The organism is Amycolatopsis sp. MEPSY49 (assembly GCF_051337345.1).
Taxonomy (GTDB): domain Bacteria; phylum Actinomycetota; class Actinomycetes; order Mycobacteriales; family Pseudonocardiaceae; genus Amycolatopsis.
In genome coordinates, this window is the sequence record NZ_JBDLYJ010000001.1 from 1,788,064 (window position 1) to 1,801,197 (window position 13,134).

Sequence of the window (13,134 nt, forward strand, 5' to 3'; positions counted from 1 at the left end):
GTGCTCGCTCGTCTCGACCGCAAGGCCACGCCGCTGCTGCTCGTCGCGCCCTTCTTTGTCCTGTTCCTCGTCTTCGGCGCGTTTCCCCTGCTCTACACGGCGTGGGTGTCGCTGCACGACTGGAACCTCCTGGAGGGCGACCAGGGCTACCTCGGCCTGGCGAACTACGGCGAGCTGCTGACGGATCCGAACTTCTACAACGCGCTCGCCAACACCGTCGGCATCTTCCTGCTCGCCGCCGTCCCGGAGTTCCTGCTGGCGCTGGGCATCGCGGCCCTGCTCGACCGCCCGCTGCGCGGCACGACCTGGTGGCGTACCGGGATCCTGCTGCCGAACGTCGTGTCCGTCGTGGCGATCGGGCTCGTGTTCGGGCAGCTGTTCAGCCGCGACTACGGCGTCGTCAACGAAGTGCTCGGCTGGTTCGGCGTCGCGCCGGTCAACTGGCAGGCGACGAGGTGGACGTCGCACCTCGCGGTGGCGTCGATGGTGCTCTGGCGCTGGACCGGCTACAACGCGCTGATCTACCTGGCCGCGATGCAGGCCGTGCCCGGCGACCTCTACGAAGCCGCGGCGCTGGACGGCGCTTCGCGGTGGCGGACGTTCTGGTCGATCACCGTGCCGGGCATCCGGCCCGCGATCGCCTTCACCGCGATCGCCGGCACGGTCAGCGGCCTGCAGCTGTTCGCCGAGCCGCAGCTGTTCGACGCCGGCGGGTCGGGCGGGACCGGCGGCAACGACCGGCAGTTCCAGACGCTGGCGATGTACCTGTACGAGAAGGGCTTCACGCACTTCGACGCCGGTTACGCGGCCGCGCTGACGTGGGTGCTGTTCGTGGTCTGCGCGGGGTTCGCGCTGGTCAACTACCGGCTGGTGCGCCGGTTCGTGAGGTCGGCGTGAGGCGCCCCGGCGGCTGGGTCTACGCCGTGCTGATCGGGGTGCTCGGGGCGTCGATCTTCCCGCTGTACTGGTCGTTCGTGGTGTCCACAAGGGACAACGCGGCGATCGGCGAGACGTCACCCCTGCTGGTGCCGGGCGGGCACCTGTTCGAGAACGTGCGGCGCGTCTTCGACACCGTCGACTTCTGGCTGGCGCTGGGCAACTCGCTGATCGTCGCGGGCACGGTGATGGTGTCCAACGTCGTGCTCGCGAGCCTGGCCGGGTTCGCCTTCGCGCGGCTGCGGTTCCCCGGCCGCAACACGCTGTTTCTGCTGGTCGTCGGCTCGGCGATGGTGCCGGCGCAGCTCGGTGTCATCCCGCTGTACCTGGTGGTCGGCGAGCTCGGCTGGTACGGGCGGCTCGAGGCGGTGATCGTGCCGGGGCTGCTCAGCGCGTTCAGCGTGTTCTGGATGCGGCAGGCGTGCGAGAACGCGATCGACGCCGAGCTGGTCGACGCGGCGACCGTCGACGGCTGCTCGATCCTGCGCACGTACTGGCACGTGGCCGTCCCGTCGCTGCGCCCGGCGGCCGCGGTGCTCGGGATGCTCACGTTCCTGGCGACCTGGAACGACTACTTCTGGCCGCTGGTCGTCCTCGACCCGAACGAGACACCGACCGTGCAGGTCGCGCTTTCCCAGCTCGCCAGTGGGTACTACACCGACTACGCGCTCATGCTGACGGGGGCGACCGTGGGCGTCCTGCCCGTGATCGCGCTGTTCCTGCTGCTGGGCCGCCACATCGTGCGAGGGATTCTGAGAGGGGCGCCGGTATGACCTTCCCGACGGGCTTCCTGTGGGGCGCGGCGACCGCGTCCTACCAGGTCGAAGGCGCGGTGACCGCGGACGGGCGCGGACCGTCCATCTGGGACGCTTTTTCGGCTCGCCCGGGTGCGGTGCTGGATGACGCGTCGGGCGAAGTCGCCTGCGACCACTACCACCGCTTTCCCGAGGACGTCGGGCTGCTGGCCGACCTCGGCCTGAACGCGTACCGGTTTTCGGTGGCGTGGCCGCGGGTGATGCCGGACGGGCGGACGCCGTCGAAGGCCGGGCTCGCCTTCTACGACCGGCTGGTGGACGAGCTGCTCCGCCGCGACGTCACGCCGGTTCTCACGCTGTACCACTGGGATCTGCCGCAGGCACTGGAAGACGTCGGCGGCTGGCCTTCGCGCGATACGGCGTATCGGTTCGCCGACTACGCCTCCTTCGTGCACGACGCGCTGGGGGACCGCGTCAACCAGTGGACGACGATCAACGAGCCGTTCTGCGCGGCGTTCCTGGGATACGGCAGCGGGGTGCACGCGCCGGGCGTCCAGGACCACGACACGGCGCTGGTGGCGGCGCACCACCTCCTGCTGGCGCACGGGCTGGCGACGCGGGCGTTGACGGCCCAGGCGCGACCGGGCCACGAGTTCTCGCTGGCGCTGAACTTCGCGCCGGCCCTGGCGGACGGGACGTCGCCGGCGCACGCCGAGGCGGCGCGGAAGTTCGACGGGATCCACAACCGGTTCTTCCTGGACCCGGTGCTGGGCCGCGGATATCCGCCGGACGTGGTGGCCGACGTCGAGTACCACGGCGGCCGGTTCGCCGCGTCGGTGCGCGACGGCGACACGGACACGATCGCGGCGGCGATCGACTGGCTGGGCGTGAACTACTACGCGCCGGCGCGGGTGACGCCGTTGGCCGATCCGTTGTCGCCGGGCAACTGCCCGTTGCCGGGGTTGCGCGGGTTGGACGTGCTGCCGGCTCGGCCGCCGTTGACGGCGTTCGGCTGGGAGCAGGCGCCGGGTGTTCTGACCGACTTGCTGGGGTGGCTTTCGTCGCGGTCCGGGTTGCCGTTGGTGGTGGCGGAGAACGGAGCGTCCTTTGTGGACCAGGTGGTCGGCGGCCGCGTGTTCGACGCGGCGCGGGTGAACTACTTCATGGAGCACCTCGGGGCGGTCCACGCGGCTATTCGCGCCGGTGCGGACGTGCGCGGGTACTTCGCGTGGTCGCTGCTGGACAACTTCGAGTGGGCGATGGGGTATTCGCAGCGGTTCGGTCTGGTGCACGTGGACTTCGAGACGCAGGTCCGGACGGTGAAGGACTCGGGCCGCTTCCTGGGCCGGGTGGCCAAGGCGAACGCGCTCCCGGAGTGACGCCGTGAATGACTCATTCATGTCGCCAGGCGACATGAATGAGTCATTCATGTCATCGGGCCAGCCGCTGTCGACGAACCGCGGACGCGCGACCCTAAGACCGCTGCTGCCGGAAGGCGTCGGCGACCCCCGAGCGTGACGGCGTCTCCAGCTTCCCCAGCAACCGGGCCACGTGCGCCTGCACCGTCCGGCGGGGCAACGACAGCTCGGCCGCGATGTCCGGATTGGACTTCCCGTCCGCGACCAGGCTCGCGATCCGGACCTCGATCGGCGTCAACGACTCCCACCCGTGCCCCGGCCGGATCGGGGAGAACAACGCCCCGCGGCGCACGCCCAGCCGCCGCAAGCGCGTCTCCGCCCGGCGCAAGTCCCATCGCGCGCCCAACGCCGTGTACAGCTCCGCCGCTTCCTCGAACGCCGCGTGCGCCGCGTCCAGCCGGCCCGCTCGGGCCAGCAGTACCGCCGCGTCCTCGAGTACCGTCGCCAGTTCCGGCCGGCGGCCGACCGCGCGGAAGTGCTCCGCCGTCGCCAAGACCGCCGCCGGGTCGTCCTCGATCAGCCCTCGGCACCACGACGCCGCCGCGTGGGCGCGTGCCGGGCGGCGCTCCTTGGCCGCCTCCTCCTCGCACACCGCCAACGCCCGGCGCGCCCGGTCGACCTCGTCCTGCTCCATCGCCAGCCGCACGTACGCCGGGAGCCATTGGTGGCGCAGCATCATCTGCGCGTACGTCGGGTTCAGGATCGGCTCGAGGATCGCCAGCGCGCGGACCCGGTCGCCGCGCTGTTCGGCCGCCAGCGCGTCCGCCACCAGCAGGAAGTCGAAGCTCTCGCGCTCGGCGCCGGTCGCCGGGGCGTACTCCTCCGCCGCGTCGAGGTGGGCCGCCGCCTGGGCGCGGTCGTCGCGGCGGCCCGCGATCAGCGCCGCGACGCCGTGCAGCAGCAGGGCCGCCGGGCCCGGCTCGCGCAAGCCGTAGAACGTGATCGCCGGGCCGTCCTCGGTGACCGTGTCCAGCTCGACCAGCGCCTCGTCCCAGCGGCCCTCCCAGTACCGGTGCACCGCGACCGACACCTGCAGCCCGACCGGCATCGCGTGCCGCGCCGCGACGTCGCCCGCCGCGCGCAGGGCCGCGTCCGCCTCGGCGAGCCGGTCGAGGTTCTGCAGTGTGAAGACGCGGTTGTCGAGCAGGTCGAGGTGCAGGTCGGCCAGCTCGTGCTCGTCGCCGACGGCCTCGATCGCCGCGTCGATGTGCGCCAGTGCGGAATCGTGCTCGCGGCGCACGGAATCGACCAGCCACAGCGACTGCAGCGCGTGCGCCGTCAGGTACCGGTCGCCGTCGGCGAACGACTTCGTCTCGTACGCCGCCTTTTCCGCCGTGTCCAAATCGGACAGGTCGCCGCGCCGGAAGTTCGCCAGCAGCTGCCGGTGCTTGACCCGCCACAGCTCCGGCACGGCCGGGTCGTCGACCGACGCCGCGAGCGTCGCGACCGCGCCTTCGGTGTCACCACGGCGGTGCCGCAGCGCCGCCAGGATGTGCCGCATCTCCTCGACCGCGTCCGGTTCGGTGGCGACGTCGAGTGCTTGCTGTGCCAGTGTTTCCGGGTTGCGCTCCAGCCGGAACAGCACCTTGACCAGCGCCACGAGCAGGACTTCGCGCCGGTCTCCGGCGCCCGCGGCCAGTGCGCGTTCCAGCAGCTCGACGGCGATCAGCGGCGCCCGGTTGGACACGGCCGCGTGGTGCGCGGCGAGCCAGTCCAGCACCCATTCGTCCACTGTGGCCGGTGCGGCGACCAGCTGCTCGGCGACGCGCTTGACGGGCGCGCCGATCCCGGCAAGCGCTTCCGCGGCCTGCCGGTGCAGCGCGGCCCGCGTCCCGGCCAGCAGCCGGTCGTAAAGTGCCTGGCGCAGCAGGGGGTGCCGGAACGCGAGCTGCGTCCCGGTGTCGATCAGGACGTTCGCGGCGACGGCCTCTTCGAGCGGCTCGAGCAGGTCCGACGGCCGCGTGCCGAGCACCGCGGCGATGTCCCCGACGGCGAACTCCATGCCCAGCAACGCGCCCCAGCGCAGGACTTCCTGGGTCCGCGCGGGCAGGAAGTCGAGCCGCCGGTCGACCGCGGCGACCAGCGAACTCGGCGTCTCGAACTCGGCCGGGTCGTCGACGTCGGCCGCGCCGCCGCTCACCTCGACCGCGCCGGCGCGCAGCAGGACGTCGACCATTTCCTTGACGTACAACGGGTTCCCCGCGCCACGGGCGGCCAGCTCGCGCAGCCCTGGCCCGGGTGCCGCCCCGATCTGGTCCTCGATCAGCCGTCCGACGTCGTCGCCGCTCAACGGGGCCAGGTCGAGTACGACGCCGTCGCGGGCCTGGACGCCGCGCCGCAGTTGGGCGAGCTCGGCGCGGTCCGGCGCCGGCCGGGTCGCGGCCACCAGCAGCAGCGGCAGCTGCCGGGTCGCCGCGCACAGGCGGTGCCAGACCAGCACGGACGCCTCGTCGGCCCACTGCAGGTCGTCGACGACCAGCACCTGCGGCGAGTCCGCGCACAGCTCGTCGACCAGCGCCAGCAGCCGGTCGACGGCGCCGAGCACCGGGTCGGCGGGCCCCCAGCTGCGCCGCACCGGGTCGCCCGAAAGCTCCTTCGCCAGACGCGCGCGCCGCGGGTCGGCCGAATGCGCGTCGATCTCGAGGCACTCCAGCATCACCTGCAGCGGGAAGCGGGTGCTCAGCTCGTCGGCGGCGGCCCAGAGCCGCTGGAAGCCGGGACCGTCCGGCAGGGTGCTGGTGAGCAGCTCGGACTTGCCGATCCCGGCTTCGCCTTCGATCCACACAGCGCGGCCGCGCCCGGCCCGGACGTCGGCGACGAGCTCGGCGAGCCGGGCCGTTTCGGCTTCCCGGCCGAAGAGCCGGTGCCCGGTGACCTCGACCGGCGCCGCGGGCGCGTCGAGGGCCGGGTCCTGGGCGAGGATCCGCTGGTGGAGCCGCTGCAGCGCCGGGCCGGGTTCGACGCCCAGCTCGCCGACGAGGGTGGCGCGGGCGTCGCGGAAGACGTCGAGGGCGTCGGCGTGGCGCCCGCTTCGGTAGAGGGCGAGCATGAGCGACTCGCGCAGTGACTCCCGCAGCGGGTGCTCGCCGGCCAGCACGGCCAGTTCGGGGGCGAGGTCGAGGTGGCCGCCGAGGGCGAGCAGGGCCTGGGCGCGCCGTTCGAGCGTGTCCAGCCGCAGCTCGGCGAGGTATTCGCGGTGCCGCTCGGCGAACCCGCCGGGCACGCCGGAGAGCGCTTCCCCTTGCCAGAGTGCCAGGGCGGCGTCGAGCTCGGTGACGGCGGCTCTCGGATCGCCGCGGTCCAGGTGCTGCTGGGCCAGTTCGCGGTGGCGTTCGAAGACGGCGGCGTCGAGCGCGTCTTCGTCGAGCAGCAGCGAGTACCCGGCGGGATCCGAGACGAGGACGCTGGCCGCCGACCAGCGCGACCGGTCGGGTTCGAGGGCGCGACGCAGGCCGGAGACGTAGGTGTGGACGCTGCCTTCGACGCTCGCGGGCGCGGAGTCGCCCCAGACGCCGGCGATCAGCTCGGCGCGCGGGACGGGCCGGCCGGCGTTGACCGCGAGCACGGCGAAGATCGCGCGCTGACGAGCGGGGCCGAGGCCGATCTCGGCCGCCCCGCGCCAGGCCCGCAGGGGTCCCAGCATGCCCACTCGCAGACCGGTGTCCGCTTCCCCTCGCATGTCCTGCCGTTCCCTCGGGGGACGAACCCGCCGGGGGCGGGCCCCCAGGACCCCGGCGGACGTTTTCGTGCCGAGCTTACTGACGTGGCAAGCCCCGATCGGGTTGCCTGGTGACGGGATCCGGCAGGGGGTGGGTATCGATCATCCGACCGGTATGGCCCGGCGCCGGCGATGACAGGAATGAGTCATTCATGTCACCGGACGACGTGAATGACTCATTCCTGTCGTTCAGAGCGCCGTCGGCCCGGCGCCGGACTCACTCGCCGGCGACCGCGCGGGACCGCACCGCACCCGCCCGCCGGATGCCGAACGGCTGCATCCGGCTCTCCGCGCGCCGCACGTCCCACACCGCGCCCATCCCCGTGTACGCCGTCAACGCCGTCCGGAACGCCGTGCGCGCGTCATCCAGCCGGCCCGACTCCGCCAGCAGGATCGCCGCGTCCTCGGTCGCCTTCGCCTGCTTCAACAGCCGCCCCGCCGCGCGGTAGTGCGAAACCGCCGTCAGCACCGGTTCCGGGTCGCCGGTGACCAGTCCGCGGCAGTGCGCGGCCGCCGCCGCGTGGGCGGGCGGGACTTCGCCCTCCCCGGACAGCAAACGCACCGCCTCCTGCGCGCGCTCGGGTACGCCCAGCCGGAGCGCGAGGCGGACCACGTCCGGCAACCACTGGTGGCGCGCGGCCGGCGGGTAGTTCTCCTCCAGCAGCGGCAGTAACGCGGCCAGCGCCGCCTCGGGCCGGCCGTCCTGCTCGGCGAGCAGCGCGCGGGCCGCGAGCAGGAAGTCGCCGCCGTCGGGCTCGAGCCCCGGTGGCCACTGCCGGCGGCCCGCCGCGTCGAGGTGCGTCCTGGCCAGCGCCACCTCGCCGCGGTGGCCGGCGATCAGCGCGCCGACGCCGTGCACCAGCAACGCCGAACCGGGGCTGCGCAGGACGTACGACGCCGTTTCCGCGCCGTCGCGGATCACCGCGTCCAGCTCGCCGAGGGCCTCGGGCCAGCGGCCCAGCCAGTAGTAGTGGACCGCGCCGGCCAGGTGCATTTCGCCCGGCACCGCGCGGGTCGCGGCGATCCGCCGGGCGGCCTGCAGGGGTTCCGCGGCCTCGTCGAGGCTGTCGAGCGTCGGCACGGACAGCGCCGCGTCGTCCAGCGGGTGCAGCCCGGCCGGCGCCAGGACGGTCTCGTCGCCGAGCCGCTCCAGCGTCGCCAGCAGCGACTCGTGCCGGCCGCGCCACATCTCCGGGACGTCGGCGTCGTCGAGGGTCCGCTTCAGCTCCGCCGTCGCCTCGGCGAAGTCACCGCGGCGGTAGTAGACGTACGCGAGGATCCAGCGCATCTCGGCCGCGCGCCTGCTGTCGGACGTCCGCGCGACGACCGAGCGCGCTTCGGCTTCCGGCTCCCGGCCGAGCCAGAACAGCAGCCGCGCGAGCGTCGCGGTCAGCGTCTCCCGCGCGTCCGGCGGCAGCGCGCCCTGCGTGACGGCGTGGCGCAGCAGGTCGACGGCGACGCGCGGGGTCTCGGTGGCGACCGCGCCGATGTTGTCCAGCAGCCACGTCGTCACCCACGGGTCGACCTGCGCGGGCGCGGCGGCGAGCTGCTCGGCGACGCGGGCGGCTGGGGCGCGCGCGGCCGCGAACGCCTCGGCCAGCTGCCGGTGCAGCGCCACCCGCATCGCCGCGGGCGTCTTCTCGTACAACACGCGCCGCAGCAACGGGTGCCGGAACGCCAGCCGGTCACCCGACTCGACGAGCACCCCGGACGTGATCGCCTCGTCGACCGCACCGACCAGCGCCGTCGGCGGCCGCTCGGTCGCCACGGCGATGTCCGCCAGCGAGAACTCGCCGCCCAGCAGCGCGGCCCAGCGCAGCGTGTCCCGGGTGCCGCTGGAGAGGAAGCTCAGGTACAGCGTGATCCGCGACCCCAGCGGGGCCGGGATGGTCTGGCACGAGTTGCCGTCCAGGTGCGCGTGGACGCCGTCGAGCACGATCATCGACTGCGCCAGCAGCGTGTCGACGATTTCCCTGGTGTAGCGCGGGTTTCCGGACCCGTAGGACACCAGCGTGCGCAGCCCGGGCCCGGGTGGCGCGCCGACCAGTTCGGTGGCCAGCTCGTGCGTCTCCGCCTCGGCCAGCGGGGGCAGCGTGAGCACGGATGTGACATCGTTGTCGAATTCGGCTCGCAGCTCCTCGAGCGCGGCCGGCCGCGGTACCGGCCGGGTCGCGCCCACCAGCAGCAACGGCAGCTCCCGCGTCTCCCGGCTGAGGTACCGCCAGACGCGCAGGGTGGTGTCATCGGCCCAGTGCAGGTCGTCGACGACGAGCACCAGCGGCGCGTCCGCGCACAGCTCGCGGACCAGTCCGAGCAGGCCGTCGACGGGGTCCTCGCCGGACGGCTCGCCGAGCCGGGCGGCCAGGTGCGCGCGCCGCTCGTCGGTCGCCCGCGGGTGCACGCCCAGCGCGTCCAGCAGCGGCCGCAGCGCGAACCGCTGGTCGAGCGCGTCCGCCGCGGCGAAGGCGGGCTTGAGGTCCTGGGCCATGGCGAGCAGTTCGGCGAGCAGCGCCGTCCGGCCGCTGCCCGGCTCGCCTTCCAGCCAGAGCGAATGCCCGGTGCCCGCGGCGACGTCCGCGACGGCTTCGCGCAGCCGGGCCAGCTCCGCCTCCCGGCCGATGAAGACGTCGGCACGCTCGGGCATCGCCGTGACCGGCGACCGCGGCACGCGCACGGGCGGCGGCGGTTTCGGCGCCGGCTTGTCCCGCAGCTCGTCGTGCAGCCGCCGCAACGCGGGCCCCGGCTCGGTGCCCGAGGACTCGACGAGCCGGTCGCGGACGTCGGTGTAGACGGCGATCGCCTCGGTCCGCCGGTCGGACCGGGCCAGCGCGCGCATGAGCAGGCCGCGCAGCGTCTCGCGGAACGGGTGCTCGCGGGTCAGCGCGGTCAGCTCGGCGATGAGCTCGGCGTGCCCGCCCGACTCCAGGACGATCTCGGCGCGCCGTTCGATCGTCGCGAGCCGCACTTCGGCCAGCCGCGCGCGCTGGGCGGCGGCGAACGGCCCGGGCAGGCCCGAGAGCGGGACACCGTGCCAGAGGTCGAGGGCCTCGTCGAGGACCTCGCGCGCCCCGCGAAGATCACCGGCCGACTGCTTGCGCTGGGCCAGTTCCCGCAGGGCTTCGAAGCGGTGGACGTCGATCGCGCCGGCGTCCAGGCGAAGCGAGTAGCCGGACCCGATCGACGCGAGCAGCTGCGGGCCTTCGCCCTTGGCGCGGCCGGGTTCGAGCGCGCGCCGCAGCCCGGAGACGTAGGTGTAGATGGAACCCTGGGCGCTCTGCGGCGGCGCCTCGCCCCAGACGGCGTCGATCAGCTCCTCGCGCGAAACCGTGCGGTTCGGGTTCATCGCGAGGACCGCGAGAACCGTCCGCCGGTGCGCGGAGCCGAGGTCGAGCTCCGTTTCCCCTTGCCAGGCTTTCACCGGGCCGAGCATGCGGAGTCTCGGTGCGGAGCCGTCCGCAGCCGACATCGGTCTCCCTTCGTGCGCTGACGAACCGTCACACGCCGGATGCCTGACGTGAGCATACGCGGCCGCCGTGAACCGGCAGGCAAGGATGGCGGACATTCGGGCAACGGCGCACGGGCGGGGTTCCGCCGGGCCGCGGCGTGCGCAACGCTCGGGGGCGCCGAGACCTCGAGGAGCCCGAAATGGCCACAGCCGAGCCGACGGAGGACATGAAGCGGGCGGCCGCCCGCTTCGCCCGCGCCGTCGACGCAGCCGGCTCCCACCTCCGTGACGTCGCCAGCGAGATGGCGCTGGTGCAGGCGTCCTGGCGTGGGGACGCGTCGGTGCGGTTCGGCCAGGCGATGAGCGACTGGGAGCAGGAGTTCGACGTGATCCTCTCGCGGCTGGCGCGGCTGCTCGAGACGACCGGCGGCCGGGTGCCGCTGCAGCGGCGGCCATGAGCAGGCACGAACTGGACGTCCGCTTCGCCGATCTGGTGCTCGACCGGATGAGTGCCATCACCGGTGAGCTGGGCGACCTGCTCGCCGAGCTGGAGTCCACTGTGGAGCCGGAACTGGCCGGCTGGACCGGCGAAGCGCGCGAGGAGTACCTGCGCGCGAAGCGCGAGTGGGGGCGGGCGGCCGAGCGGATGCCGGGGTGCCTGGAGCGGGCGCGGGAGGCGTTCGGCGAGCTGGCGGGCTCCGTCTTCACGGGCGTGAAGACGGAATAGGGACGGCGTGAAGACGGGCCGTCCACACTGCGACCATGAAGCCCGTCGAAGTGACCGTCCTCGCCTCGGACCCGATCACGCACGCCGGCGCGGTGAGCCTCCTGGAAAGCCATCCGGACGTCCGGATCACCGACCTGGTGCCCGACGTGCTGCTGGTGATGGAGGAGCACGTCACCGAGGCGGTGCTGGGCGAGATCCGGGCGGCGAAGGCGTCGCACGTCGTGCTGGTCGTCGAGCACTTCCGCGAGAGCGACCTGATGTCGGTGCTGGAGAGCGGCGTCGTGGCGATCCTGCCGCGCCGCGAGACGGGCGGCGCCGAGCTGGTGACGGCGGTGCTCGCCGCGGGTGACGGCACGGCGAACCTGCCGCCGCGGCTGCAGGGGGCGCTGCTTTCGCAGGTCCAGCGGATGCGCAAGGACGTCCTGGAGCCGAACGGGCTCACGCTGTCCGGGCTCGCGGCGCGCGAGTGTGACGTGCTGCGGCTGGTCGCCGAGGGCTTCGGGACCGAGGAGATCGCGGCGAAGCTGTGCTACTCCGAGCGGACGGTGAAGAACGTCCTCTACGGCTTGATGACGCGGTGCGGCCTCAACAACCGCGCCCACGCCGTCGCTTACGCACTGCGAGCCGGCGCGATCTGAGAGGCTTATTCTGGTTAGGCCGCCACGCCCCGCGCGAAGACCGAGGGGCAGGGCAGAAATCATGTGGTGGCCGACGGCTGAATAAGCCTCTGAGACGTTTTCTTTGTCACTGTCACCTTTTCGTGGGTTAGGGTCGCGATCATGGTGTCGACCGCCGCGGAGATCGCGGCTTCCGTGCGGGCCGGGCAGCTCGATCCGGTCCAGGTGACCAAGGAGGCCCTCGACCGGATCGCGGCGGCGGACGGCGTGGTCGGCGCCTTCCGCCGGGTGCGCTCGGCCGAGGCGCTCGAGGAAGCCGCGTCGGTGGCCACGCGGCCCGATCTGGCGTCGTTGCCGCTGGCCGGGGTGCCCGTCGCGGTCAAGGACGTCACGGAGATCGCGGGCGAGTACGCGTCGCACGGTTCGCTGGCGGGGCCGTCGTCGCCCTTCGACTCCGACGGCGTGATCGCCGAACGGCTGCGGGCGGCGGGCGCGGTGCTCGTCGGGCTGACGCGGGTGCCGGAGCTGTGCGTCTGGCCGATGAGTGACACCCCGGACGGCATCGCCCGCAACCCGTGGGACCCGACGTACGCGTCGGGCGGCTCGTCCGGCGGCAGCGCGGCGGCGGTGGCGGCGGGCCTGGTCCCGCTGGCCCACGGCACGGACGGCATGGGCTCGGTCCGCCTCCCGGCGGCGATGTGCGGGCTGGTCGGGCTTAAGCCGAGCGCGGGCGTGCTGTCGGAGGGCGGCTGGTTCGGCATGTCGGTGCACGGCCCACTGGCGACGACCGTCGAGGACGCGGCGCTGCTGTACTCGGTGCTGGCCGGTGATCCTTCGCTGGCGTCGGTGCCATCGCCGTCCGCGGTGCGCATCGGGATGTCGACGACGGTGCCGCTGCTGCACACCCCGGTCCCGCGCGAGCTGGTGGCGGCGGTTTCACAGGCGGCGGGCCTGCTGGCGTCGGCGGGGCACGCGGTGACGCCGTCCGCGCCCCGCTACCCGGCGACGATGGTCCTGGGCATGACGGCCCGCTGGCTGGCGGGCCCGGCGGTCCAGGCGGCGGACTTCGACTTCGGCCGGTTCCAGCGCCGGACCCGCATGCACGTCCGGGTCGGCCGGCTGCTGTCCCGGGCCGGGTTGATCCGCACGCGCACGCGGGACCGGTGGGTCGCGCGTGCGGCGGAGTACTTCGAGTCGCACGATGTCCTGATGACGCCGACGCTGTCGCACTGGCCGGTGAAGGCGGGCCGCTGGCACGAGAAGCGGTGGCTGACGAACGTGCTGCCGTCGACGCGGCTGGCGGGGTTCACGGGGCAGTGGAACTTCGCGGGTTATCCGGCGATCACGGTCCCGGTCGGGCGCTCGGTGCGGTCGGGGTTGCCGACGTCGGTCCAGCTGGTGGGGCGGCCGGGGGAGGAGTCGTTGCTGCTGGGCTTGGCGGCCCAGCTGGAGTCCGCGAACCCGTGGCCTCGCACCGCCCGCTCCTGAAGCGCCCCAATGTGGCCTTCGGTGCGTCAG

At 73.3% G+C, this 13,134-nt stretch carries 9 protein-coding genes; 7 read left to right on the plus strand and 2 right to left on the minus strand.

Going from position 1 to position 13,134, the window contains the following annotated elements; genetic code table 11:
* From ABFJ78_RS09035 to ABFJ78_RS09045, 3 genes are read left to right on the plus strand one after another with little or no spacing between them, the layout of a single operon-like run.
* On the plus strand, positions 1 to 897 hold the full coding sequence (locus ABFJ78_RS09035) for a carbohydrate ABC transporter permease (RefSeq protein WP_436385337.1): 897 nt from the start codon (positions 1 to 3) through the stop codon (positions 895 to 897).
* Positions 894 to 1,709, plus strand: coding sequence for a carbohydrate ABC transporter permease (locus ABFJ78_RS09040; RefSeq protein ID WP_436385338.1), 816 nt, complete (start codon positions 894 to 896; stop codon positions 1,707 to 1,709). Before ABFJ78_RS09035 ends, ABFJ78_RS09040 begins: the two co-directional genes overlap by 4 nt.
* A complete protein-coding gene (locus tag ABFJ78_RS09045; protein WP_436385339.1) occupies positions 1,706 to 3,070 on the plus strand; it encodes a GH1 family beta-glucosidase in 1,365 nt (454 codons plus the stop codon). Before ABFJ78_RS09040 ends, ABFJ78_RS09045 begins: the two co-directional genes overlap by 4 nt.
* Positions 3,071 to 3,164: 94 nt before the next feature.
* Here the strand turns inward: ABFJ78_RS09045 and ABFJ78_RS09050 are convergent, their stop codons facing one another.
* Both ABFJ78_RS09050 and ABFJ78_RS09055 read right to left on the minus strand, forming a co-directional pair.
* A complete protein-coding gene (locus ABFJ78_RS09050; protein WP_436385429.1) occupies positions 3,165 to 6,758 on the minus strand; it encodes a BTAD domain-containing putative transcriptional regulator in 3,594 nt (1,197 codons plus the stop codon).
* Between the two features lie 286 nt (positions 6,759 to 7,044).
* Complete coding sequence (locus tag ABFJ78_RS09055; protein WP_436385340.1) at positions 7,045 to 10,245, minus strand: BTAD domain-containing putative transcriptional regulator; 3,201 nt, start codon at positions 10,243 to 10,245, stop codon at positions 7,045 to 7,047.
* A gap of 227 nt (positions 10,246 to 10,472) precedes the next feature.
* Here ABFJ78_RS09055 and ABFJ78_RS09060 point away from each other — a divergent pair, with 227 nt between their 5' ends.
* The 4 genes from ABFJ78_RS09060 to ABFJ78_RS09075 all read left to right on the plus strand — a co-directional run bounded on the left by ABFJ78_RS09060 (position 10,473) and on the right by ABFJ78_RS09075 (position 13,104).
* Positions 10,473 to 10,730: a WXG100 family type VII secretion target gene (locus tag ABFJ78_RS09060; protein WP_436385341.1), complete on the plus strand. Its 258-nt coding sequence runs from the start codon at positions 10,473 to 10,475 to the stop codon at positions 10,728 to 10,730.
* Entirely contained in the window at positions 10,727 to 10,999 is a 273-nt protein-coding gene (locus ABFJ78_RS09065) for a WXG100 family type VII secretion target (protein WP_436385342.1), read from the plus strand. Before ABFJ78_RS09060 ends, ABFJ78_RS09065 begins: the two co-directional genes overlap by 4 nt.
* A gap of 35 nt (positions 11,000 to 11,034) precedes the next feature.
* Positions 11,035 to 11,637 (plus strand): helix-turn-helix transcriptional regulator, encoded by a 603-nt coding sequence (locus tag ABFJ78_RS09070; RefSeq protein ID WP_372663443.1) that lies wholly within the window; start codon positions 11,035 to 11,037, stop codon positions 11,635 to 11,637.
* A gap of 141 nt (positions 11,638 to 11,778) precedes the next feature.
* Positions 11,779 to 13,104 carry an amidase gene (locus tag ABFJ78_RS09075; protein ID WP_436385343.1) on the plus strand — a complete coding sequence of 442 codons (1,326 nt, stop codon included), beginning with the start codon at positions 11,779 to 11,781 and terminating at the stop codon, positions 13,102 to 13,104.
* The last annotated feature ends 30 nt before the right edge of the window (positions 13,105 to 13,134 follow it).

Excerpts from the sequence above, each read along its gene's own strand:
- ABFJ78_RS09060 (WP_436385341.1), top strand. The coding sequence starts at position 10,473 with ATGGCCACAGCCGAGCCGACGGAGGACATGAAGCGGGCGGCCGCCCGC.
- ABFJ78_RS09070 (WP_372663443.1), top strand. The coding sequence starts at position 11,035 with ATGAAGCCCGTCGAAGTGACCGTCCTCGCCTCGGACCCGATCACGCAC.
- ABFJ78_RS09045 (WP_436385339.1), top strand. The coding sequence starts at position 1,706 with ATGACCTTCCCGACGGGCTTCCTGTGGGGCGCGGCGACCGCGTCCTAC.
- ABFJ78_RS09065 (WP_436385342.1), top strand. The coding sequence starts at position 10,727 with ATGAGCAGGCACGAACTGGACGTCCGCTTCGCCGATCTGGTGCTCGAC.
- ABFJ78_RS09075 (WP_436385343.1), top strand. The coding sequence starts at position 11,779 with ATGGTGTCGACCGCCGCGGAGATCGCGGCTTCCGTGCGGGCCGGGCAG.